This is a genomic window from Paenibacillus jilunlii, from assembly GCF_900102965.1.
Classification (GTDB): Bacteria; Bacillota; Bacilli; order Paenibacillales; family Paenibacillaceae; genus Paenibacillus_AQ; species Paenibacillus_AQ jilunlii.
The window spans coordinates 114,362-139,184 of sequence record NZ_FNGM01000013.1; the positions used below are offsets into that span (position 1 = coordinate 114,362).

Genomic DNA, 24,823 nt, shown 5'->3' on the forward strand with positions numbered 1-24,823 from the left:
ATGAAAACATGGGAAACTGTACTATCTACGCTGCTCCTTGCAGGTGCTCTACTCCCTGCCGCAACAACTAACGCAGCGTCGGCCTCAAGCTTAGATGGATATGAACCTCTGCGCAAGCATATGGAAGAGATCGGAGCAACAATCACTTGGGATAGCGACGATAAGTCGGCACTGGTCAAGCTGAAGAACGGATTCGCGGGTACGTTCACAGCCGGCGAGAAGGAATATCGCCTAGCGGGTAAAGCAGGCGAGCTTGAAGCGGAGGTCAAATTAGCTGATGGCAAGATGTACATTCCTTCCAAGCTGCTGCAGGCTATTCTGGCGGAAAATGCAAAGTTCACCAATTCCGCCGATATCATCACACCTTATCCGGTAACCGCCCAGGTTGAGACGGCAGCTGTTGAAGATGGCGAGGATGCAGCCGATGACCCGGCCATCTGGCTCGATTCTGCGAACCCGGCGAACTCCAAAATCATTGCTACAAATAAAGGCGGAGGCGTCCTTGTCTATGATTTGAACGGCCAAGAGCTTCAAAATTATAAAGTAGGAAAAATGAATAATATCGATCTTCGTTATGATTTTCAGCTGGGCGGTAAAAAAGTAGATATTGTTGGCGCGACGAACCGTTCTACGAACACGATTGATATTTTTGCCATAGATGGGGCAACCGGGAAGTTGACGGACATCGTAGCCGAACCCATTAAAGCGAAGATGGAAGAGGTATACGGATTCAGCCTGTATCACAGCTTGAAATCAGATAAATATTACGCATTGGTGCTGGGCAAAGAGGGCGAATTTGAGCAATATGAGCTGACCGATAATGGGAATGGCAAAGTTTCAGGCAAGCTCGTTCGCGAGTTTAAGCTGGCTACGCAATCAGAAGGTATGGTAGCCGATGATGAGTATGGCATGATGTACATTGCAGAAGAGGACTATGCGATATACAAATATAATGCGGAGCCTGACGGAGGCACAAAACCTCTGTCCACTGTCGATATTGCGGACGGACGCCGGCTGCAGGATGATATTGAAGGGTTGACTCTCTATTATGGCGCCGGCGGCCATGGTTACTTAATCGCCTCCAGCCAAGGCAATGACAGCTATGCGATATATGACCGTGAAGGCAATAACGCCTACCTTACCAGCTTCAAAATCGCCGACGGCCCATTGACCGATGGCACCTCGGTAACCGACGGTATCGATGTACTCGGGTTCGGACTGGGCGAACAGTTCCCTTATGGCATTTTCATCGCGCAGGATGATTCCAACATCAACAATGGCAAAGAGCTTAACCAAAACTTTAAAGTGGTAGCTTGGGATCAAATTGCAAAAGGTGCAAAGACTCCGCTTCTGATGGACAACAAGGTTGATCCTCGTGAACTTGTGGACCGCAGTGCAAAGTGATATTTCTTAGCAGCTGAGCTCCAAGTTTTAAGGCAAAGAGCATTTTCTCACAAGCAGCCTCCAGCCCCGCATTTCAGGGGTCTTGGGGGCTGCTTTGATTTATTAGTAAGGAACCAGCCATAAAGAGCAGCGAGCACAGGAAGGCTATTCTGGAATCAGAGGCAAAAATAGTCTATCATATATGCTGATGGACATAGGATTGAAAGCTGATTATAGATCGTACAAGGAGATTAGATGAATAATTCAATCAATATTCTCGTGGCCGAGGACGACAGTGATATCAGCCGGCTGCTGTGCAGCATTATAAGAAAAAGCGGTTACGTGCCACAGCCTGCCTTCTCCGGAACGGAGGCACTGCTCTACCTGGAGCAGCGGCAATGGAGCATGGTACTGCTTGATCTGATGCTGCCGGGAATGACGGGCGAGGAGCTGCTGAGTTGGATCCGCGTGCGGGGTGGTATGCCAGTCATCATCATTTCAGCCAAGGGTGAGCAGCAGACCAAGGTGTCAGCGCTGCGCGGAGGTGCGGATGACTTCATTACGAAGCCTTTCGACATCGAGGAAGTATCGGCGCGAATCGATTCCCATCTGCGCCGGTATGCGCAGATTGCTCCGTCAGTTGTGCCGGGCGTACTGCAGCATAAGGGACTGGTGCTCGACCACGATTCCAAAACGGTGATGGCAGAGGGGACGGAGGTTGCACTGACTGTCCGGGAGTACGAGATTGTCGCATTGCTTCTATCGGCACCGAAAAAGGTATTCACGAAAGCCAATCTATACGAAAGCGTATGGGATGAGCCGTACTACGGAGACGACAATACGGTCAACGTCCATATGAGCAATTTGCGGAGCAAGCTGGCGAAGGCTGCGCCCGGCAGCGAATTTATCGAGACGGTATGGGGCATGGGTTACCGGCTGAAGCCTTAAGCCTTAAGACATTCTTAAGGATTGGCTTTAGCACCTCTTAAGTTTTCGTTTCTATACTTGGTCTATCACATAAGGAGGCCAAGACTACAATGAGCGAATATGTATTGCAGACGAATCAATTGTCTAAGAAGTTCAAAGGCAGCGTAGCGCTGGATAAAGTGAATTTATCTATCCGCAAAGGCTCCATATATGGCTTTATCGGGCAGAACGGAGCCGGAAAATCGACTTTGATGCGCATCGTTACCGGACTAGCTTTTCCGTCCGGCGGAAGTATCGCGCTGTTCGGCGCGAGCGACGAGCGGGCTTTGACCCAGGCCCGTAAGCGGATGGGACTGATTATTGAGAGCCCTTCGCTGTTCCCCCACATGACCGCTGCCGAGAATCTGGAGGTGAACCGGCTCCTCCGGGGCATCCCCGGCAAAGACTGCGTTGCAAGGATGCTGGAATTGGTCAGACTGCAGGGAACAGGCAGGAAGAAAGTGAAGAATTTCTCGCTTGGCATGAAGCAGCGGCTGGGTCTGGCCATCGCCATGCTAAGCGATCCGGAATTTCTCATTCTGGATGAGCCGACCAATGGGCTCGATCCGATGAGCGTCATCGAAATGCGCGAGCTGCTCAAGCAGCTCAACCACGAACGAGGGATTACGATTCTGATCTCCAGCCACATTCTGAGTGAACTGCATTTGCTGGCCAGCCATTACGGCATCATTCATAACGGCAGGCTGCTGGAGCAGCTTACTGCCCAGGAATTGAACGATAAATGCCAGCAGTACGTGTATATCAAAGCGGATAATCCGGACAAAGCGGCAACGGTTATTCAGAACGAGCTGCGCACTAACGATTTCGAAGTGATGCCGGATGGGGCCATCAAGCTGTATGGTCACACGGAACAGCCAGGCAAAGTATCGACGGCGCTTTTCTCCGCAGGCCTGGAAATCGAGCAGTTCATGCCGATGGGCGAAGACCTGGAGAGCTATTTCATGAAGCGGATCGGGGGTGCCGGACATGTATAATTTGATCAGATCCGAGCTATTTAAGCTGCGTAAGGACAGATCGTTTCGCGTGCTGCTGCTAATCTCTGCCATTCTTTCACTGGTCTATCCACTGCTCTACTACTTTGACCATAAGTCGAGTGGAGAGCCGCAGTTCACAGGAGCCGAATTTCTGCTTAAATTTATGGCAAGCAATGGCTATGTGATCAAATTCGGCGTAGCAGCGCTGGCCGGATTCTTCATTGCGAGTGAATATGCGACGGGTGTCATGAAGACGATCGCATCGTCGGGCAACGATAGAGGGCGGCTGTTCACCGCCAAGCTGATCGGATTCTCGGTCGGAGCCATGGCTGTTTCTCTGGTATTCCCGATCGTAAGCACGACCGAAGTTTCCCTGCTTTCAGGTTTCGGCCATCTGCCGGAAGGGGTAGACGCGTTCTTCATACCGCGGGTTCTCGGACTAACACTGCTGTACACTGCAGGCTACGCGGCGATCGGGGCGTTGTTCACTGCCGTGTTCACCGAAAGCGGCAAGACAATCGGCTTCTCGATGATTTTCTTCCTGATGATTGATACGATTTTGGGGGGCTTGGGTGAGTACATCCCTTTCTTTACTACGGTGTATGATTATTCTATCTTCAAGCTGATGAACGATATCGGCAAGCCCAGCATCGACAGCGGTGATCTGCCAGCGCTTCTGCTTGTGCCATTGCTGACGATTGTCGCAGCCGGGCTGCTCGGTATTCTCGTGTTCCGCAGAAAGGAAATAAAATAAAGGTGAGAAGGGCGGGAGCGTCTTGCTGATCATAACGCTCATATCGGTTACGTTGGCGGCTCTCCTGCTTGCCCATCTGCTGCTGCTGAGGCGGGAGCTGGGGCGGATGACAGCGCAACTGCGCCGCTATAATAAGGGGACAACCGGTAAAAAAATAGACGTGTCTCTATTCGACCAGAGGCTCGAAGCGCTTGCGGGTGAAATTAATCGCCAGTCCAATCTCGTAGTCGGCGCAGAGGCCCGCAGAAGACGAACTGAAAATGAGCTGCGGCAGGCGATTGCGAACATTTCCCATGATATCCGTACTCCGCTGACCTCCATATTCGGCTATATTCAACTGCTGGAGGCAGAACCTATTACGCCCGAGGAGAAGCACGAATACCTTACAATCGTTAAAAACCGCACGAAACGGCTGCAAGCACTATTGAACGATTTCTTCGAGCTGTCCTTAATCGAATCTTCGGATTATCAGCTTAAGACTGAGCGGATCGGAATGACTGTCCTCCTGTCAGATATTCTGGTCGGTTTCTACGACCGGTTCAACGAACGGAACATTACGCCGGACATCCGGCTGCCGAAGGAATCGGTGGCTGTATATGCCGACGAATCAGCCGTGCGGAGGGTCGTTGAGAATCTGCTTATCAATACTGTCAAACATGCGGCCGGTCATGTGGAAATCTGCTTCGAGCAACGGGAGAAGACAGCCGAATTGAGGATCGTGAACGAAGCGAAGGAATTAACCGACATCGATGTGAGGATGTTATTCGACCGCTTCTATACGGTCGACCGCACCCGGTCCGCCCAAGGATCGGGACTTGGTCTTTCCATCGCCAAAAGTCTCATGGACAAGATGAACGGCACGCTGACAGCGGAGCTCCACGGAGGCAGCTTAACAATGACCTGCCGTTGGAAGCTGTGAGGCGCAATACCAGCACAAGCCCCGCTTTTGTATCATCCGATTTATAAAATGTACATTTTTGCTTTCAATGATATTAACAATATGTTATTATCAAGTTAGAAGTAAGATATGACTATTTTATAATGCACAAATCGGATGAAAGCAGAGGGGATACAAGTGAATAAATCGTGGGGCGGTTGGAACCTGTTTGAGTTGGCGTGGCTGGTGTTATTTACCGCAATTGCTGTGGGGTTCACGGTGATTTCTAAGGATTCTTTATTCGGATTTACGGTCTTTATCACCGGGGTGCTGTGCGTGGTGCTCGCGGCGAAAGGGAACCTGATGAGTTATGTGTTTGGCATGTACAATACTGTTGGTTATGCATACTTGGCTTACGTCAACGGTTTGTTTGGCGAGGTTATGCTCAATCTGCTTTTCTTTGTTCCTATGAATGTCGTCGGCTTCTACATGTGGAGGAATAACAGCAATAACGGCAAGCTGTCCATGCGTCAGCTGGAGCTTAAGGGTCTGCTTCTTGTGGGGGCGGTTTGCATAGCAGGCTGCCTGCTGCTGGGATTGGGATTATCGTTCATACCGGGGCAGAACTCGCCGTATATTGATGCCATTACAACGGTGTTATCCGTAGTGGCTACACTTCTGATGGTTCGGAGATTCAAGGAACAATGGCTGGTCTATATAGTCCTCAATATGTTCACGGTACTGCTGTGGGTGATTCGAATGCTGGAGGGGAGCGGGGAAGGCCTGCTGATGATTGTTATGTGGAGTGCGTATCTGGTTAACGCTGTATACGGCTACTACAATTGGAACAAGGGAGCCAGGGAGGTGGCCGCATGAAGACACTTGGCTTAACACTTGGGAAGTTCGCCCCGCTGCATAAAGGGCATCAGTTCATGATCGAGACAGCGCTGCAGGAGGTCGATGAACTGATTGTGGTGATCTATGAGACGACGGTGACAACGATCCCGCTGCATATCCGGGCGAACTGGATTCGCAGGCTCTACCCGGCGGTCCGGGTGATCGAAGCCTGGGATGGTCCGGACGGGTATTCGGACGACCGGGAGCATGAGATAAGGGAAGAGCAATATATTCTGGGGCTGCTGAACGGTGAGCAAGTGACGCATTTCTACTCCAGCGAATTTTACGGAGAACATATGAGTGTCGCTCTGGGCGCAGTGGACCGGCGGGTGGATGAAGCCCGGAGGCGGGTGCCGGTTTCAGCCACCATGGTCCGTTCCGATCCTTACAAGTACCGGGCATATGTGAGCGATATCGTATATCGGGACTTAATTACAAAAGTGGTTTTTGTGGGAGCGATGTCGACAGGCAAATCCACGATCACCGAAGCGCTGGCACAGCGGTATCGCACAACCTATGCGGGCGAATACGGGCGCGATTATTGGACGGAGCATCAGGTGGACCGCAGAATCGGCCTCAAGGCGTTCGATGAAATCGCTATAGGCCATATTGAGCGCGAGGAGCAGGCTTTACAGCAAGCGGATAAATACCTTTTTGTTGATACCAATGCGATCACCACTTATATGTTTGCCCTGGATTACCACGGCCGGGCGCCTGAACACTTAACCCGGATTGCCTTGGAAAATGCGCAGCGGTATGACCTTTTTTTCCTGTGCGATGATGATATTCCTTACGAGGATACATGGGACCGCAGCGGGAATCAGAAACGGCATATATTCCATAAGCAAATCATTGCAGACTTGAAGGAGCGGCGGATTCCCTATATTACGCTCCGGGGGAGCCTGGAGGAACGGATGTGCAAGGTAGATGAAGTGTTGGCAAAATTTAAGCCCTACTCTAACTATTTTGGCGAGCCCGGTAATTAATGTTATTGACAAAAAGTCCGGCTGTGATTAATATTGAAAAATATTTACACGAAGTTGACATCAAAAAACTAAAAAGCTAAAAGCTATGATTGCTATGGATCACACTATAGCAGGAGCAGCTTCTGGAGAGACCGTGGGGATTCCCCGGCGCCGAAGGGTTCATAATCTCAGGCAAAAGGACAGAAGAGTACTGGATAATTCATTTGTTGTTCTGATCACCGTCAGAATCACTTATGTATTTTATTTATTATTCTTATGACCCTGAGAGATTGGAGCCCATCCAGTCTCTTTTTTTATTGTCAGCATTTCTTGTTCATCTTTTCACATGAAAAAATTATTTAGATTTAGAGGGGGCGTTTCATTTGGCAACACAAGAACTAAAGAGGGACTTAGAGAATCGGCATGTTCAGCTCATAGCCATTGGCGGGACCATCGGTACCGGATTGTTTTTAGGGTCGGGTAAAGCGATACAGCTGGCAGGACCATCCATCATTTTTGCTTATCTAATCGTGGGGATTGCTGTTTTTTTTGTGATGAGGGCTTTGGGTGAACTTCTGTTATCTAAAGCGGGTTATCAATCGTTTACAGACATTGCCGAAGACTATCTTGGACCACGGGCGGCGTTTGTAACCGGATGGACCTATTGGTTCTGTTGGATCATGACGGCTATGGCTGACATTATCGCTGTTGGGGTGTATGTCCAGTATTGGTTTGATATCCCGCAATGGGTCCCTGCCGTCATCTGTTTAGTCATTCTATTAGGGCTCAACTTATTAACGGTAAAAAATTTTGGCGAATTGGAATTTTGGTTTGCCTTAATCAAGGTAGTGACTATTCTCGCATTGATTGCCATCGGGGCCATTTTGCTGGTGATTGGATTCAAAACAGATGCCGGAACAGTGACTCTCAGTAATATTTGGACACATGGGGGAGTATTCCCGAACGGAATTTCAGGCTTCCTGCTTTCCTTTCAAATGGTTGTGTTTGCCTTTGTCGGTGTGGAATTGGTGGGGGTATCGGCAGCGGAAACCGCAAGTCCGGAAAAAAGCATTCCGTCGGCGATTAATAAAATCCCTTTAAGAATTCTGTTTTTCTACGTGGGTGCGATTATCGCCCTATTATCCATCAACGCATGGACGGAGCTGAATCCGGCAGAAAGCCCTTTTGTAAAAACATTCAGTTTAGTGGGGATTCCCATTGCCGCAGGCATTATTAACTTTGTCGTCTTAACTTCAGCCGCGTCTGCCTGCAACAGCGGGATGTTCTCCACAAGCCGGATTCTATATAATTTGAGCAGAAATGAGCAGGCTCCCTCCCATTTTGCCAAGCTGAATAAAAACCATGTGCCAAGCAACGCTTTGCTCATATCTACGCTTGTCTTATCCGTTGGAGCTCTTTTGAGCAAGCTGATTCCGGAAACTGCCTTTGGAATCGTGACAACCATTAGTGCCATCTGTTTCATCTGGGTCTGGGGTGTCATTCTAATCTGTCATTTGCGGTATAAGAAAACCAAGCCGGAATTACAGGCCAGATCAAAATTCAAAGCCCCGCTGACACCCTTTATTAATTATGTTGTCCTTGCGTTGTTTGCTGCCATCCTCATTATCATGCTGTTTGCTGAAGAAACGCGTCCGGCCTTATTGCTGACGCCGCTATGGTTTATTCTATTGTTTGTTTTGTATTCGGTGAATAGAAGAAAGAGGGGAAAAACAAATATCCAAGGTTTTGAACCTATGAAAGGATAGCCGAAGACCCCTTTACAGGGGCTTCGGGTTAACCCATGCTGTAGGCTGCCATCATTTACCACAAAACCATTTTGCTTCTGCTTCGTCCAACTGTATAGGTACAAATCTATACAAAAGGTGATGAACATATGGATAAGCGCAATGCTGCACTTCTGTCTCTGCTAACCCTTTCACTCTGTTCCTCCGGCGTGGTCCATGCAGATGCCCGGCCGCAGGCCGAGGCCCGGGCGATCTCCGTCTATCTGGACGGACAGCGGCTTCAATCCGGAGTCCAGCCGCTGAATCTAAACGGTACAGTGTTAGTACCGATGCGCGGATTGTTTGAAGCGCAAGGGGCCAAGCTGTCCTGGAACAACGCGGATAAAACGGTCACCGCAATCAAGGCGGATACCACGCTTACGTACCGGTTGGGAGCGCGGACTGCCGAGCTGAACGGGCAGACACTGAGTCTGGCGGTTCCCGGCCAAATTGCCGAAAACACGGCAATGATCCCGCTGCGCTTCGTCAGCGAAGCCTTGGGCAATAAGGTAGACTGGGTACCCGGCACCCAATCCGTGCAAATCTCCTCCGGGATTATTTATGAAACCTCGATTCTCTATGGAGTCAACCTCCGCAGCTTACCGGATGCGAAGAGCGATCCCGTAAGTCCGGAGCTGCTCCCCGCAGGTACGAAGGTGCATGTGGTGAGTGTTGTCGATGCCCTGTGGTTGAAGGTGAAGACCGGGGACAACCAGACGGGATACATCTCGGCCAAACCAAAATATACCGATTACACCAGCGGTTCGCTTGCAGATAAGCAAGCGGAGGCTCTAATCGCTTACGGTAAGACCTTCCTCGGCACGCCGTATGAATTCGGCGCTTCACCTGACCAGACCGCGACCTTCGACTGCTCTTCCTTTGTGAAGCGCGTATTTGAGGATACCTTGTCCATCAAGCTCCCCCGTGTATCCTATGACCAGGCAAAGGAAGGCAAGGAGGTCGGGCTGGACGGGCTGCGTCCGGGTGACCTGCTGTTCTTCAGCGCACGCGGTTTGGACATCGGCCATGTAGCGATATACGCCGGGAATAATCAGCTCCTGCATACATACTCAACTAAGCTTAACGTGCATGTGGAGGCCTTCGACGGGCAGTGGAAGAAGCGGTTCGTAACCGCCCGCAGAATTTTATAGGACAGCACATAAGGTCCTTCACCGATAAATTTGTTATTCATGCAGAAGTGCATAATTTTGGAACAGTATAACAATTACACTAATGGGTCCGATATTCTTCAGTCCATGTTTAGTCTCATTTGTTGATAAGTTTGGCGTTCGATGGTGCTTCATGGTTTAACCAGTATCTGATAACTAAGTAGGGCCATCCCGCATAAGGATGGCCCTAAAGCTTGCTGTTATAGGGCCATCACGGAGAAGCGCATATAAGTAGCGGCGAGTTTATTTATGGGAATTAGCGTAATTTCGAAGAATCCTTTTAAGCTGACAGAATAGTTATAAAGAATCTTTGCATTGATAATGAAATATTTTGCAATTATTCTTATGGAGAACCACAGTTTTTAAAATACTCCGCCTCTATTAATTGTTGAAAGGATGATGTTAGATGATTAATATAACAGAATTGTCAATCCGTATACTTTCTTGGAGGGTAACTACACTTTAACCCTCCTGATAAATTGGAGGTAAATCTGTGAACAGAGATTTTATCGCACAGCACTGGTATGCCAGTGTTTATGAAAAATTTGAAAACCAGACACATGATATCGTTTTTTTACTAAAAGTACTTGCAGAGCAGACAAGCAGCCAGTCACAAAATATACTTGAGGTTGCCTGTGGGGGTGGCAGAATATGCGTATCCCTTGCAAAGGCAAATCATATTGTTACAGGCTTCGATGCCGATGAACATATGCTCCTGCGCTGTTATCGCCGGATGGCGGGTTTGCCTAATATACACTGTTATCAGGCTGAAGCAGCAATGTCTGACTGGGGCGCCGATTTTGATGTAGTAGTCATGGCAGGCAATATCCTGATTAACATTGAAAGTGACATGGATTACGAAGAAGCACAGAAGACCTTTATCAAAAATGCTGCAGCGTCGCTTCGCACTGGTGGACATCTTTATTTGGATTTTGACTTGCATTATAATCCGGCAATCTCGTTCAACAGGTTGAAAGAGAGCAGCTATTTCGAAGGAACAGACGAATTGGGCACGGCTGGCCGCATTGTTAGCTACGGCAGCGTGTATGATCCCATAACCCGGATTTGTACCGGCGTTGGTCATTGGGAACTCACCACAAATAGCGGTGAGCAATTTATTCTGCCTAAGCGGTGGTATAAGCATATTCCAACACAATCGCAAGTCTACGGGTGGCTGTCAGATTCCGGATTCAGCATTGAGCGTACCTATCTGAATTATACGGCTGAACCGATACCGGAACTGATTATTGAAGCTGTAAATCGCGCAATTATCTGGGCAAGAAAGTTATAATTGGACGAATCAGGCGACAGCAAAGAGAGGCCATCCCCACATAGGATGGCCTTAAAACTTGCCGTTACAGACAGCGCGGTGAACCGCATCGCCATTAAGGCTTTTTTAGAGCAATGATTTCAGCCTCAGACAGCCCCGAAGCCTTAACTATAATAGCTGGATCTACCCCGAGTTTGAGAAGTTCCAGAGCCATCTGGACCGCTTTCCTTTTCTCGCCTTCAGCCAATGCACCTTCGATCATCGAAGCTTCATCATGCAGATACTTTTGTCTGTCTTCGTACAATCGGCGGGCCTCGGCATCCTGACTAAGAAATTCTAACGTGTCCATGGCTTTCTTCAAAACAGGCTCGTTCATCGTCAGCACCTCCCAATTGGATTTATCGACACCCTTCAAGAAGAGCAACCAGTTGACCAGTCCGCCGCTCTCCACAGGAGCCGCATGATCGTCAAGCTTAGGTAATTCAAGAAAATGCAGTTCCATGTCATCCACAAGCGGGATGCCGCTTCGATCTTCACGCAGATGGAATACATTATGATATTGGTTGTTGGGCAAGAAGGAATAGTTCAGAATGTTGATGGTTACACATTTCTTCAACACTCACTGCCAAAAATCCGTTTGAATAAAAAGTCATTGCGGGGATCAAGCAGTTCATTCATCTGCAATCAGCTTCATTCATTAATAGTATATCATGCTCACAAGTTCTTAGACACACACCAAGCAGACACGCAAAAGTGAATTCACAACCCTAAAAACCGATACGGAGAACCGCATCATAAGTAGGGCGAAATATTGGTGAAAAACGCTTATGAGTGTGGAATTGGTGAAGAGAAAAATCTTCCTCGGGGGAAATGTGGGTATTGGGATAACGAAGTCCAGAAATCAGGTAAAAAGTAGGTAGATTAGGGACAAGCGAGCTTTATAATGGAAACAAGATCTATATTATCCGGGGCTAATATCAACTAACGGAAAAGGCACGATTGTCATGGAACTGAATCATGTAATAAAGCCCGTCTGATTACCTGATTGCCAGCCTATTACGGAAGAGACAGCTTAACACTGGTCCGATACAGCGCGGAAGGAATTGCAAAGTTTATCAAAGGAGTGCGTTAATGTCTTTAAATCAACAGCTTCACAAGGAATCAATGAAGTATCTAACGACTGCCCCCCTTCGTGAAAATAACGCTAAGTTTATCAGCGCAATAAGTGATATAGCCTATGAGCTTTTAACAACAGACGAAGCAGTTTTGATAGAGCAGTTGTATTTTAAATTGAAAAGTATCGCACTACGAAACCAAATTCTGTACGGTCTAATCCGGTGCAAGGAATTGGAATTGAAAGATTTTTTTCAGAAAGCCTATAAGAAAGAACGGTACTTGGACATGAAACTGCTCGCGATCCATGGATTAGCATATTATGCCTCAGAAGAAGAGATCGACAAGGTCATGGATCATTTCCTTAAGATTTTGATAAAAAGGCCGGAGACTACCCCCTATAACTACCAAGAATATGAGTTCTTAAGATCTGCCTTCGGGCTGCCTCGCCTTATTAAAAAATACGGTTATCCCTGTTTTGAAAAAGCACTGCAACAAGTCGAGAAACAGTATCATGATATGCCAGAAGCATTTCAAGGGCATTATACCTTTGATGAAGATGGAAAGGCAGTTCAGTTGAGAAGTCCAAGGGAAACGAAACAAATGATTGAACGCTTTTTTGCCTTACAGAGCGGTCACTAATCAGCCGGACGAGGCGGCCTGAATTGCGCCTCATGAAGTTTTTGAGGGGGAATTGTAAAATGACTATGGAGAATCAAACGAATATTTTAGCCCAGAGAGTAGACTGTATTCTTTATTATGCAGAATCGGCCTTATCGAACGAACACCGAGCAGGCTGGATCGGCGGGAATGCACCCGAATTTTTTGACGGCCAATCAGATCTCATTCACGAAGGAAACCCAAAATATATTTTTTATCTGAGCCTCATCCATCCCTTTAAACCGGAGAGTATGATTTCGATCTTCATCCCTGAAGACTATGAGGAGTATTTGGAAAACAACATTTATCCTAATTGCTCGATCAAGGTGATTGAGCATCCCATCTCAACGGAAAGTACCAAAGCTATGTTTACTAACCCGGGTCTTATAAAACACGCCATTTTAGGCGGGGAACTAAGCAATGACGAAAAATCGATGGATCAGTCTTTTTTGGTCAAAGTGGGCGGCAACCCGAGACTGATTCAAAATGAAGACTATTATTTGACGAAACTGAAGGAAGAGTCACTTTCTTTTTTATTTCAAGTAGATGAAGAGGGTTACCCTGAAACGTTGCTTCAAGAGGATTGCAATTATCCTTTTGGTTTTGGTTCACTATATATTTACGCCAAAATGGGGGCGACGGAGGTCCAACATCCAGTAGCAGGTTTTTGGCAATTCTCTTGAGCGTGATTGACGGATTCGCCTTTCATGAGACGGTAAGGGGGACCGAACCTCAAGAACACAAGTGATCTGGAAATGGACGCGCAAGTAATGAAAGGCGAGAGTTCGAGCATCAGGTGATTAATTTACTAGTACCTCAGGCCGTAGGGATAACGGACACATCCGCAAGCTACACCGGGGGAGAACATCGCTTTTAGTCGTGTTCTAACCCGGTGTACCAACTCTGCTTGAATTCCCCAAACGTCGTAATACTTTTACCCTGTTGGCATATGCTCAGGTGTGGGATGATGGGTACATCAAAGGTTCGGAGTTACGGATTCTGAACGTTGATCTTCAGGCTATTGCGATCCTTCCTTCTACTTCATTGGCGAAATTAGGGTCGCAGCTTTCCTGATGTACTTCTATCACGAGAGGAGGCGTCCAGGCTATCATATTCCTTCCTTCTGCTGAATCTTCCAATGATATTAGGGATATGGCTTTCCTGGACACTTTTTATGATGATAAATACCATCTATCTGCGCAGAGCAAACAAACTGATTGTAGACGAAGGAAAAGGGCCGGACCGGCTCCCGAAGGCCTATTTGGCAACAGCCATGAAAAATATAGAGACGCTTGGGTTTACCTTCTCACGCCATTTGATGCGCGTTTTGTGTACCTTATCCAAAGAGCAGTTCGAAGCATTATACGATCAAATGATTGCAGACTTAAGGGTAATGGTAGGCGCACATGTGAAATACTGTCCGATGTACCCGGCGTTCCCAATGCAAGTAATGCAGGCGGATGATGCGGAGCTGTATTTGAATGCCATTTATCACTACCTTACTTTGGACTTTCCAGAGTATGCGGCTGCAGACAGACCTGCATTGCAGGATCAGGTAAATCTGAAAGTGATTGATCTGGGAAGCGCAGCGGAGCTGCATGCCCTGATAAGCCAGCTTATACAGGCTAAGGGATCTATCTCCGAAACAGACAAAAAGGACATTGATACAGTTCTGGAGTCCGCAGATCCGGAGGCAATGAATGAGCTTCTCCCGTCCGAGATTCCATTCAAGGAGAATGCCGGATTCGTAGCTGCATCCTTACTGAAGCATGAGAAGGCTAATGTAGAGCAGATTGGACGATATTTTACAACCGCTACAGATGTGCTTCGGCTGGCTGTGGCTTGGTCGGATGGCGATGTCAGTCTGGCTGAAGCAACGCGGTTCCGTAAATTCAAGCGGCGTGAAAGACGGCTGCTGCTTGGACTGCTGGAACGCTGCCACCCTATTACAGAGGATATGCTGAGATACAAGGAGCGCTGGATTCGTTTAGGCGAAATCCTGCACCCCTCTGAATATAAGCACCGGTATATGCACTGTGAGGAAGCTTTTGCTATTTTACGCAATAATAAACCCTTTACGACCTTTAACGGAAGTGTAGAACTTGCATTCAAATATCGTCAGATCTGGACGTTGATCGATCTCTTGATGCAGCGGCCGGGTGAATTTGCCAGAAGATTGGATCAATTATTGCGGTCAACCGAATACACGGAGTATGTCGTGCTGGCATTTGGTGAAGTGGCCAATCAAGTATCGACGCCTGTATTGCTTCATGTGAAAAATCATTTTGCCCGCCGCCATGAGCCGCATAAACTGCGTGTCTTTTTCCCTAAAGGAAATGTGGCCAAGGCCTTTGCTGTTCCCGATACTCTCCCGGAGATTGATGAAGCGGCATGCCAAGACCTTGTGCAATGCTGTGAACGGGTGCTTATGGAGCGGTTCTCCATGCTCCCGCCTCTGGGGAAGACATATGTCAATGAACGATTGCAGGATTACCATGTGCCGTTCTCCCAGAGATCGGCAAGCAAAGCGCTGCATACGATTGTCCGGGGAAGCCGTGTGCCGATGATGGAGGGGGACACTGTCCGTTTCTTCAGCTGGTGGAAAGAGGGGACGGTGAACGGTACGCCTACAGGCCGTGTAGATATTGACCTGTCCGCTGTCTTGTATGATCACAATTGGCAGTATGTTGAGCATATCTCTTATACGAATCTGCGGTCCTCCAAATACAAAGCCGTCCACAGCGGAGATATCGTATCAGCCCCTCAAGGCGCATGTGAATTCATTGATCTGCATATTCCCTCCATCGTCGATTATGGCGGACGTTATATTGTGGCAACTCTCCATTCTTTCACTAACCAACCCTACTGTAACTTGCCGGAGTGCTTTGTGGGCTGGATGATGCGCGGGAAACCCGGCTCCGGTGAGATCTTTGAGCCTTCTACGGTTAGCAATAAAATCGATGTCACCGCTGACACGGAGATTGCCGTTCCCGTTATCCTGGACCTGGTAGAACGCAAGATCATCTGGACGGATCTTTCTCTGACCAGACACCCTCATTACTACAATAATGTGGAGGGGAACCAAAAAGGCATGGTCCTGATAGGTAAAGCTATGACTGATTTACGGAAACCCGATCTCTATGATTTATTCCGCCTCCATGCTAAGGCAAGAGGGGAGCTAGTAGATACTGCGGATCAGGCTGATGCGATATTTTCGGTGGAAAAAGGTGTTACGCCATTCGATATCGAGCGGATTATGGCTGAGTATGTGGTTTGAGCGCAACAGTCTGCCCCTTTAGCGGCTGGAGGTTATCTTTCCACCGGATATTCAGGGAACGGGAGCTGAACAGGTCGGCTCCGTCCGATACCTGGTAGTGCAAATGCGGCTCGCTGGAGTTGCCGGAATTGCCAGCCTTCCCGATCACATCGCCTGTTTTGACCGAATCGCCTTTCTTTACGGTGACCGAGCCTTGCTTCAGATGGGCCAGAAAGCTGTATTCCCCGCCGTGGTCAATGACCACCACATTGCCGGCGGGCTCTTTTTCATTCGTGACGCCAACAGGCGTATTGTCGGGAATGTCGTTTACGACTCCGGTAACGACTCCGTCAGCGGGGGCAGTGATATTCTGCCCAAACGTATAGTAGCTCTCATTGTCCAGCGGATCTCCTTCGTATGAGAAACCACCGGCCGCCTGCACGAAGTCATAAGCATACCGCTGGCTTGCGTACTCATAGTGGTAGTTGTTCAATACGTTGCTGCCACCCCAGAATACTAGCCACTCCCCTTGGAAAGGCAGGGCCATGGCGGTTTTGGTCAGTGCGTTATCGGAATCGGGATAGGCGGACAACCCCGTAATGTTCAGACCGAGAATCGTACCTGAATCATCGAAGACAGCAAAGATCCCCTTATCGCCCGCCCCGCTAGTCCATACCCGCTGTTCACTGCCGTTCAGTAGCATAACCGTGGACGGGTTAAAGGCTGTAACCCCCTGTATGAAGGCCGAACCCATTTCCGCAACCTCTGCTTCGCTGATTTGCTGCTTAAATTCAGGACTGAACCGCTTATAAATTCCGCTGTAATTCCCGCTTAACAGAGCCTCGGCCAAATGCTCCGGCTGTACATCCTGCTGTCCGGGGGCACCGGTTTCTGGAGAGGCATCCGGTTTAGCCTGCGCTGCATTTTGTGTAGAGGCTGCAGATGATTCCGGGCGTGTATTCATTGTATTCTCTCCTCCGCATGCTGATAATAAGACGGCCAGAGCCATTGTGCCTGCCATCATTATACTTACTCTTCGCATGTCAGACTCCTCCCCGTAACTGTTGGTGTTCTTCCTGTCTCTTCATTGTATACTGCCAATCTTGCCGCTATTGAAACGCTTCATTAACGGTTGCTTAACTATGGAGTGCAGCCTGGGGAGACGAATTAAGCTATTGTTAAGGTTAAGCAGTCAATTCTTGCGGAGCCAATCATGTTATGATAGTTGCGACTATGTAATGGAGAGGGGAACCGGCATGAATCATGCTGCCATTCTGCTCGTCGATGACGAAGAGTCCATTATCGGGCTGATCAAGACGGTGCTGCATAAAGAAGGATTTACGGATATAGATTCGGCAGGGACAGGGGAAGCGGCAATTCTGGCCTGCCAGAGCAAGGTATATGACCTGATTGTACTGGATGTGATGCTGCCGGGACGCAGCGGTATTGATATTTGTCCTTTTCTGCGGCAGACCACCAATGCGCCTGTGCTGTTCCTGTCTGCGCGTACTTCCGATTTTGACAAGCTTACCGGCTTTGCCGTCGGCGGCGATGATTATATGACCAAACCGTTCAATCCGCTGGAGCTGGTGGCCCGGATCCGCTCGCAGCTGCGCCGCTATCTGGGTATGGCGGGCGGGCCGGAACCGGTTCAGGTTAACGCTCCCCATAAACAGCCTTCTCCGGTCAATGCCGGACAGGGACGGCAGCCGGATCAGCATGATCTTCGCTATGATTTTGGACGGTTTCAGGTGGATGAGGCGGCGGGTGAACTGAGAGTAGAAGGGGAGGTGGTCGCCTGTCCGGCGCTGGTGTTCCAACTGCTGCTATTTTTCTGCAAGCATCCCAACCGGCTGTTCACCAAAAGCGAGCTGTACGAACGGGTATGGGGCGAAGGCGCGCTTAGTGACGATAACACGGTCATGGTGCATATTCACCGGATCCGGGAACGCATTGAGCTGGAGCCGGCAAATCCCGTATTTCTGGTCAATGTCAGAGGACTGGGGTATAAGCTGGTGCAGCACAGGGGGAGGGACAAGGAACAGGCATGAAGATAAGAAGGCGGCTCACGCTTAGATTCGTGCTGCATTCGGCCATTGCCGGACTGGTAGTGCTGCTCATTGCGGCAGCAACCGTCTATTGGGTGCTGATGCGGCTGTCGGAGATCAATCTTTCTGATGATTTTCCTTCGGTTGGTTTACAGCGGCTGGTTGAATCCTCTAAGTTAGGCGAGGACGGAATAGTCTTTGACCGGAAGCTTCTGGAACAAGTGAAGCGCAATAAGGGCTGGCTCCAGAGCCTGGATGAAAACGGAAAGGTGGAGAAATCGTACAACAAGCCTTCGAATGTTCCCGTGCAGTACAATCCGGGTGAGCTGGCCGCATATTGGCAGCTGCAAAAGGATTTTCCTTATGACGTCTACCTCTGGATTCAGGAGAAACACGGCAGAGTGTACACACTTCTCTATGGAGTACCAAAGGTGATAGAGCCATTGCTGCAGGCGGTCAGAGAAGAGCACTCCTCCTATATGGATGGAAGACTTATTCTCCCCGAGAAGATAGAGAGCAGGATCCGGGCACTGGGCGGGTACGTCCAGCTGCTGGATCTGAAGGGCGGTGAGCTGGCAGCGCTTAACCGGCCGGAATCGATTCCTGGCACCTACACTGTACAAGAGCTTGCTTTGCGTTCGCAATATCCCGAAAGATATGAATACCGCATGAGTTTTGCCTATGATGAGAAGACCGGGGAGACCTGGGTGGTAGGGGTGCCTAACAAGACAGAGGGGCGTTCTTCCAAAAACCCGCTGATCTCTGCAGAAATGCGCATTGTGCTGACCGGAATTGCCGGGATGCTGGGGGCGACCCTGCTGATCTTTGCGCTGCTGTCCTTCTTGAATGCACTCCGCTTCGGTGCGCCTATGTTCCACATGCTGGCTTGGCTCGATTCCCTCGGGCGGGGGACTTATGACGAGCCCGCAGACCGCAATGGACACCCGCGCAGCCGGCTCAGTTCAGGCAAATGGAGGCGGCGTTATACTACCTTTGTTGAAGTCATGCTGTCCATGGATCAGCTGACTGTCATTCTGCGGCGTGATGAGGAGCGGCGGCGGCAGACGGAAACACTGCGTGAAGAATGGATTACCGGTATCACTCATGACCTCAAAACCCCTCTTTCCTCCATAAAAGGCTACGCCCATTTACTCACGGAGGATGCTTATGACTGGTCCCCTGAAGAAGTCCGCAAATTCTCTGCCATCATGCTGGAGAAGTCGGCCCATATGGATACGCTGATCAGTGATTTGGCTATGACGTACCGGCAGAGATCGGGTATTCATGCCCCGCAAATGGAAGAGGTGGAGATGAATGCATGGCTGGGTAATGCCTTGATACAGGCTGCAGCCAATCCGGAGTATGGAGAGGGGCGGATTATTTATCAATCCCCTGATAAGGAGATTACAGCCAGCATCTATCGGCCCTGGATGGAGAGGGTAGTCGGCAATTTAACCGCCAATGCCCTGCTGCACAATTCTTCAGACACCCGGCTTACTGTGACACTAAGCGAGGGGGCTGACGGCGGGCTGACGATTATTTTCCGGGACAATGGCCAGGGAATGGATGAGCAGACGGCGGCGAATTTGTTCGAACGGTATTACCGCGGGGGAGATACGGCTTCCGCAACCAACGGGTCCGGCCTGGGTATGGCGGTCTCCAAAGGACTGGTGGAAGCTATGGGCGGACAGATCACCGTGAGCTCCGCACCCGGCAAAGGAACGGAGATCCGGCTTACCTGGGATGCCCAGAAGTAGGGCAGATGGGCAGCATATGTCCGGCAACAGTGCTTGCGGAGCGGAGAACGGTGAAGTTGCCAGAGGGATTAGGGGCCAGGTACAGTAAAGGTACAACCAGCCCCTTTCTTCTTTGCAAAATTTCCCGCTGGAGCCACTGTGTTAATTCTTTTGCTGAAAGTCCTCAATTGGGCTGCTATTTTCGGCTAACATTACCGCCAATAGTTCCAAGCTTAATTTCACCGTTCCCGGTCTGGGAAATCACGGCATCGCCCGTAATGTGGTCCAGCTCCAGGGACCCGTCTCCGACAGCGACCTCGGCTGAACCTTCTACCTGGGTTACTGCAATATGTCCATTGATATTATGGATATTAACATCTGTATCAATATTGCGGACGGTGATATCGCCGTCCCGGTTGGAGAGCGTTACCGGGCCCTTGGTGTCGATCACCTCTAAATCCCCGTTCACGTTATCTACCTCCAGCGGGGCCGAGAGATCAGCAACCTTAAGTTTGCCGTCTCTATGTGAGCCCAATTCCACAGCGAGTTCACGCGGAAGTGTAATTACCAGATCCACAGCCCCGGAACCCATAGCCAGCATCTGACTGCCAAAGGAAGCATCCAAATAAGCGGTATCCTCTTCTGCCCGCAGCTTCAGCTTCAATTTATCCATACTTATGCCTTTGGCGGTGACCACGGCGGTGACCTCAATCATATCCGTGTCTGCGCCGCTTACTTCAATTTCTCCGTTGCGGTTGTCTATGACCAGCTTCGTCAGCTTGTCAGCCTCCAGTTCAAGCTTCTGCGTTGAAGATGTTCCCTCGCCCTTGCTGCAAGCAGTTACTAGCAGCAGGCAGCCTACGATCATTAATCTCCATGTCCAGCGCATTCTTAATTCCCCTTTCCTAAATATAATATTGAAGAACATTGTGTATCGTTAGGAAACATCACGTTTGACGAACAGGGTGTGCGAAAGAAGATGCATGACTGCCAGATGAAGTCCTATAAAAGCAAGAGAGAAGCCGAGGGTCATTCCTTTCACTGCCGGATCACCCAGGAAATATCCGCTAAGGTCGGCATGGGAGAAGATAAAGAAACGGGTCCACGGCCAGCCGTTCATGGCGATAGCAATAACAAATCCGGCTACGGATACGAACAGGGGAATGACAATAGCAAAGATAGGACTGCGAAAACCCGCAGATACCATAAAAGCCAGCGTAACTGAAATCAGCAGAAACGGAAGATGGAACAAGTAACTGCCGAGGATGGAAAGCAGCATGGGCGTTTGATGCACGGTGTGATCCTTCACATACATATAGCTGTCGCCCAGACCGCCCCAGCCGAACATGATTCCCCCGAACAGCAGGGAGAGCAGCAGGCCAACCAGCGTCAACCCCAGTCCGAACAGGATCGCGGCAATATATTTGGCGGTATAAACCTCTGTCCGGCTGGCCGAGCGGGTCAGCAGCAGCTTGATCGTGCCGGACACAAATTCGGCAGCGGCAATCTCTCCGGCAATAATGATTGAGATCAGCGAGACGGCAAATATAATGTTCCCTGAAAGATCCCCTGCAAAGCTCCAGGCATTCGTCTCAGGCGGCATATTATGCTGCAGGGAGTACTCGTTCAGCAAAATATTTTTCTCCGCCTGCCGTATTTCAATCTGCAGCGCATCCGGCTCGGCAGCTTCCGCTGCCAGCCGATGATTCTCCTGCTCAAGCTGCGACCTCCAGTCTGCCGCTGCGGTGCCCCCGTCTCCAGCACGCACATTGATGATTTGGAGGATGACGAAGACCGCAACGAGAGCAATGAGCACCCAGGTGCGTTTTCTTTTGTAAATCTTCATATTCTCATTCCGGATATAGTTGATCAGCTTCAATGTCCTTGCCCTCCTGTAATCTCAAGGTATTTGTCTTCAAGGGTCCGCTTTACCGTGTTCACCCCGTATACGCTGATGCCTGAATCCAGCAGCTTCTGGCTGATTTCAGGAATGCGGTTTTTGGGAAGGCGCACGCGAAGCTGGTTGTGGCCGGCGGTAATTTCCGCACCTGACATGAACGCTTGCAGCACCTGAACCGCCAGCTCCGGCCGGTCCACCTCGAACTGTACGAGCGTGTCATCCTCCTGAACCAGCTCTGACAAGCGATGCACTCCGATCAGCTTGCCTTGCTGCAGGACGGCAACGCGGTCACACATCATCTCCATCTCGGACATCAGATGGCTGGAGATCAGAATGCCGACATTCTCCTTGTGGGCCAGATTCTTCAGATGCTCCCGCAGCTCGTGGATGCCCGCCGGGTCAAGGCCGTTCGTCGGTTCATCCAGCAGCAGCAGGGAGGGCTTATGCATCAGGGCTACGGCCAGGCCGAGACGCTGCCGCATCCCAAGCGAGTAGGTGCTGACTTTGGCCGAAATGCTCTGTTCCAGGCCTACAAGTGAGATGATCTCTTTCAGCCGGTCCGCCGTGACGCCCGGACTCATTCTTGAGAAGAGAACCAGGTTGTCATATCCGGATAAATATTTGTACAGATCGGGCTGCTCTACGATAACACCAACCTTGCCCATAGCTGCGGAGAATTGCTGGCTGGTGTCGATTCCATCAATAATGACCTGTCCTTCCGATTTAGAGACGAGCCCCACAATCATGCGGATTGTTGTTGTTTTTCCGGCTCCGTTGGGGCCCAGCAGGCCCATGATTTCCCCTTTTTCCATTTCCAGTGATACATGGTCTACAAGAGTTTTGCGGCCAATGATTTTGGTCAGATCCCGTATTTGAAGCAGCGGCAAAGCTACCCCTCCCTTTTCCAAATGATTGTAGTAGGATATAATTCTGCATATCGCTTAGCTGTATCCCGCTGCCATAACCTATCAAGCGGACTGTCATATTGACCAGTTACTGCGTGTCATAGGATGGATGTGACAACAGATTTAGCAGAATTGGAGTTGCTGACTGATGCAAAAGAATAATGCCCGGTGGGCCTGGCAAGACCGAACGGTTCTGCTTCTGCGCCTGTTATGGAGCATGGCTGTCATTATATTGATGTATCAGGATAAGCCGGATTTCCCGCTCTTGCTTGTGCTGCCAGCGATGTTGCTGAGCGGCGTAGTTCCTGCATGGGTTGGACGGAATTTCACAACGAGGTATGTTCTTCTGGAACTTATACTCGCAGGCGGGATCGCGCTGGCACTGGCGTACTATTATGGCTTAACGCGATTATTCCTGCCAGCCGTGCTGATGCTTGCTTTCCATACCCGGGGCAAGGCGCACCTATATACGCTTCCGCTTACCTTATTGCTGTTCAGCTTAAGTGCCGGACCCACAATACAGGCAGGCCTGACGCACCCGCTTATCTGGCAGAGCCTGTCGGACGGGTTGTTCGTGTACGCTGCCGGTTATGGACTGCAGATGGGGGCTAAGTCGGTTAACGGGATCCGGCAAAAACTGGCGCTGGTCAACGAGCAATATGCCATTCTGGAGCAGTATTCCTCTCAGATTGAACGCATGACCCTGCTGGAGGAGCGTTACCGGATGGCAAGGGAAGTGCATGATACCATTGGGCACAGCTATACCTCGATCATTCTGGGGCTGGAAACGCTAAGGCCGCATGTAGCTCCGCAGGAAGGTGAGCTTAAGCTTCAGGGAGTACTGGAGCTGGCCCGCAAGGGGCTGGACGATGTGAGGCTGCAGGTCCACCAGATGGACCCGCTGGAAGAGCCGGTGACCTTGGACAGGGCCTTAATGGAGATTGCGGGCCAGTTCGAATCCAATACGGGAGTCACACTGTCGTTCCGCACGATGGGCGAGCCTTATGCAGTGATTAAGCAGGCCAAGCATACGTTATGCCGTTCGCTGCAGGAGGCACTGACCAATGCCAGCAGGCATGGGCAGGCCAGCGCCATCCGGGTGGTTCTGCAATATGATCCGGCCCAGCTCATGCTGCAGATTCAGGACAACGGCAAGGGAACTGCACAGCTGCGCTACGGCTTCGGCCTGACGGGGATGAAGGAGCGTCTCGCGGCATTGCAGGGCAAGCTATATATCGATTCCCAGGAGAATGACGGGACGCTGGTGACCTGTATCATCCCTAACCAGGCGCAGGAAGGTGAACGGCGGATTGATATCCTGCTGGCAGATGATCAGCCGCTGGTCCGCGAGAGCCTGAGGCTGCTGCTTGGGGAGGAGAAGGATTTCCGGCTCCGCACTGCCGCGAGCGGCAAGCAGGCGCTGGAGCAGTGCGCCGCAGAGCAGCCGGATATTGTCCTGATGGATATTCACATGCCGGAGATGGACGGTCTGGAGGCTACCCGGCAGCTTAAGGAGAAGTGGCCGGAGATCCGGGTCATTATCATTACAACCTTTGAGGAGATTACCTATGCGTCAGAAGCGCTGCGGCTTGGTGCTGAAGGGTATCTGCTGAAGACCCTCCATCCCAAGGAATTGGCTGCGACCATCCGGCTGATCTACGGAGGCGGGACCATGATTTCGCAAGAGGTGGCCCAGCAGCTGTTCCAGGATCAGCAGCTGGAAGCTTCGCTGAATCCGTATGACCTGACCGAGCGGGAGCTGGAGGTACTGCAGGAATTGACGGAGGGACTGCGCAACAAACAGATTGCCCAGAAGCTGCATCTGTCAGAGGGAACCGTCCGGAACTATATTTCAGCCATTTATCTGAAGCTGCAGGTGGGCGACCGCGACGAGGCTGTAGAGAAGAGCAGGAAAGAGCAGCTGGTGCAGCGGCGGACACAATAAGCTTAATAGGAACAAGACGCCGCCAATAGCGGCATGAATGTCTACTGCACGAAGTGCAGTCATGTAGGAGATCCACTAAATGTTATCAAAACAGAACGGCTGCGCCGTCCTTAACCGGACAGTGCAGCCGTTCATTTTTTGGGGGGTGCACGGGTGCTAAATAAGAGAGCAACATTTCAAAAATTACTCTGTGATATAAC

The 24,823-nt window shown here is 50.1% G+C and carries 20 protein-coding genes, 1 pseudogene and 1 riboswitch; of the genes and pseudogenes, 16 read left to right on the forward strand and 5 right to left on the reverse strand.

The features are described 5' to 3' along the window. The 10 genes from BLQ82_RS21070 to BLQ82_RS21115 all read left to right on the forward strand — a co-directional run bounded on the left by BLQ82_RS21070 (position 1) and on the right by BLQ82_RS21115 (position 11,081). Positions 1-1,404, forward strand: coding sequence for a phytase (locus BLQ82_RS21070; RefSeq protein ID WP_062525975.1), 1,404 nt, complete (start codon positions 1-3; stop codon positions 1,402-1,404). Between the two features lie 234 nt (positions 1,405-1,638). After that, the gene (locus tag BLQ82_RS21075; protein ID WP_062525974.1) at positions 1,639-2,331 is read left to right on the forward strand and encodes a response regulator transcription factor; all 693 of its coding nucleotides are present in this window, start codon (positions 1,639-1,641) and stop codon (positions 2,329-2,331) included. An 89-nt stretch (positions 2,332-2,420) separates the two neighbouring features. Next, positions 2,421-3,344 carry an ABC transporter ATP-binding protein gene (locus tag BLQ82_RS21080; protein WP_062525972.1) on the forward strand — a complete coding sequence of 308 codons (924 nt, stop codon included), beginning with the start codon at positions 2,421-2,423 and terminating at the stop codon, positions 3,342-3,344. Then, positions 3,337-4,098 (forward strand): ABC transporter permease, encoded by a 762-nt coding sequence (locus BLQ82_RS21085; RefSeq protein WP_062525971.1) that lies wholly within the window; start codon positions 3,337-3,339, stop codon positions 4,096-4,098. Before BLQ82_RS21080 ends, BLQ82_RS21085 begins: the two co-directional genes overlap by 8 nt. 22 nt (positions 4,099-4,120) lie before the next feature. Next, entirely contained in the window at positions 4,121-5,017 is an 897-nt protein-coding gene (locus BLQ82_RS21090; RefSeq protein WP_062525968.1) for a sensor histidine kinase, read from the forward strand. Between the two features lie 156 nt (positions 5,018-5,173). Then, positions 5,174-5,851 carry a nicotinamide riboside transporter PnuC gene (pnuC, locus tag BLQ82_RS21095; RefSeq protein WP_244280906.1) on the forward strand — a complete coding sequence of 226 codons (678 nt, stop codon included), beginning with the start codon at positions 5,174-5,176 and terminating at the stop codon, positions 5,849-5,851. Beyond that, positions 5,848-6,858, forward strand: coding sequence for an AAA family ATPase (locus BLQ82_RS21100; protein WP_062525964.1), 1,011 nt, complete (start codon positions 5,848-5,850; stop codon positions 6,856-6,858). Before pnuC ends, BLQ82_RS21100 begins: the two co-directional genes overlap by 4 nt. A gap of 112 nt (positions 6,859-6,970) precedes the next feature. Further along, positions 6,971-7,051: riboswitch (glycine riboswitch) on the forward strand. Between the two features lie 169 nt (positions 7,052-7,220). After that, positions 7,221-8,603 (forward strand): amino acid permease, encoded by a 1,383-nt coding sequence (locus BLQ82_RS21105; protein WP_062525963.1) that lies wholly within the window; start codon positions 7,221-7,223, stop codon positions 8,601-8,603. 128 nt (positions 8,604-8,731) lie between these two features. Beyond that, positions 8,732-9,772, forward strand: a complete 1,041-nt coding sequence (locus BLQ82_RS21110; protein WP_062525961.1) for a C40 family peptidase — start codon at positions 8,732-8,734, stop codon at positions 9,770-9,772. A gap of 511 nt (positions 9,773-10,283) precedes the next feature. Further along, the gene (locus BLQ82_RS21115; RefSeq protein ID WP_062525960.1) at positions 10,284-11,081 is read left to right on the forward strand and encodes a class I SAM-dependent methyltransferase; all 798 of its coding nucleotides are present in this window, start codon (positions 10,284-10,286) and stop codon (positions 11,079-11,081) included. A 94-nt stretch (positions 11,082-11,175) separates the two neighbouring features. Here the strand turns inward: BLQ82_RS21115 and BLQ82_RS21120 are convergent. After that, a pseudogene (locus BLQ82_RS21120) lies at positions 11,176-11,679 on the reverse strand (Rpn family recombination-promoting nuclease/putative transposase); the annotation flags it as partial. A gap of 512 nt (positions 11,680-12,191) precedes the next feature. On the opposite strand from BLQ82_RS21120, the gene BLQ82_RS32740 reads away from it, so the two are divergent. The 3 genes from BLQ82_RS32740 (at position 12,192) to BLQ82_RS21135 (ending at position 16,110) form a co-directional block, all read left to right on the forward strand. Beyond that, complete coding sequence (locus BLQ82_RS32740) at positions 12,192-12,815, forward strand: hypothetical protein (RefSeq protein WP_244280908.1); 624 nt, start codon at positions 12,192-12,194, stop codon at positions 12,813-12,815. Positions 12,816-12,874: 59 nt separating this feature from the next. Continuing rightward, positions 12,875-13,516, forward strand: a complete 642-nt coding sequence (locus BLQ82_RS21130) for a hypothetical protein (RefSeq protein ID WP_062525958.1) — start codon at positions 12,875-12,877, stop codon at positions 13,514-13,516. Between the two features lie 491 nt (positions 13,517-14,007). Continuing rightward, positions 14,008-16,110: a TerD family protein gene (locus BLQ82_RS21135; protein WP_062525956.1), complete on the forward strand. Its 2,103-nt coding sequence runs from the start codon at positions 14,008-14,010 to the stop codon at positions 16,108-16,110. Here the strand turns inward: BLQ82_RS21135 and BLQ82_RS21140 are convergent. Continuing rightward, a complete protein-coding gene (locus BLQ82_RS21140; RefSeq protein ID WP_082722770.1) occupies positions 16,088-17,053 on the reverse strand; it encodes a peptidoglycan DD-metalloendopeptidase family protein in 966 nt (321 codons plus the stop codon). The genes BLQ82_RS21135 and BLQ82_RS21140 overlap by 23 nt on opposite strands. A gap of 292 nt (positions 17,054-17,345) precedes the next feature. On the opposite strand from BLQ82_RS21140, the gene BLQ82_RS21145 reads away from it, so the two are divergent. Together BLQ82_RS21145 and BLQ82_RS21150 are read left to right on the forward strand one after the other, a co-directional pair. Beyond that, positions 17,346-18,140, forward strand: a complete 795-nt coding sequence (locus tag BLQ82_RS21145; RefSeq protein ID WP_062525954.1) for a response regulator transcription factor — start codon at positions 17,346-17,348, stop codon at positions 18,138-18,140. Next, positions 18,137-19,894, forward strand: a complete 1,758-nt coding sequence (locus BLQ82_RS21150) for a sensor histidine kinase (protein WP_062525951.1) — start codon at positions 18,137-18,139, stop codon at positions 19,892-19,894. Before BLQ82_RS21145 ends, BLQ82_RS21150 begins: the two co-directional genes overlap by 4 nt. Before the next feature lie 175 nt (positions 19,895-20,069). Here the strand turns inward: BLQ82_RS21150 and BLQ82_RS21155 are convergent, their stop codons facing one another. The 3 genes from BLQ82_RS21155 to BLQ82_RS21165 are packed head-to-tail and all read right to left on the reverse strand — an operon-like array spanning position 20,070 to position 22,660. Then, positions 20,070-20,762, reverse strand: coding sequence for a DUF4097 family beta strand repeat-containing protein (locus BLQ82_RS21155; RefSeq protein ID WP_062525950.1), 693 nt, complete (start codon positions 20,760-20,762; stop codon positions 20,070-20,072). Between the two features lie 48 nt (positions 20,763-20,810). Beyond that, a complete protein-coding gene (locus tag BLQ82_RS21160; RefSeq protein ID WP_244280910.1) occupies positions 20,811-21,752 on the reverse strand; it encodes an ABC transporter permease in 942 nt (313 codons plus the stop codon). Beyond that, complete coding sequence (locus BLQ82_RS21165) at positions 21,749-22,660, reverse strand: ABC transporter ATP-binding protein (protein WP_062525948.1); 912 nt, start codon at positions 22,658-22,660, stop codon at positions 21,749-21,751. Before BLQ82_RS21165 ends, BLQ82_RS21160 begins: the two co-directional genes overlap by 4 nt. Before the next feature lie 166 nt (positions 22,661-22,826). Here BLQ82_RS21165 and BLQ82_RS21170 point away from each other — a divergent pair, with 166 nt between their 5' ends. After that, the gene (locus BLQ82_RS21170) at positions 22,827-24,623 is read left to right on the forward strand and encodes a helix-turn-helix transcriptional regulator (protein ID WP_062525947.1); all 1,797 of its coding nucleotides are present in this window, start codon (positions 22,827-22,829) and stop codon (positions 24,621-24,623) included. Positions 24,624-24,823: the final 200 nt, after the last annotated feature.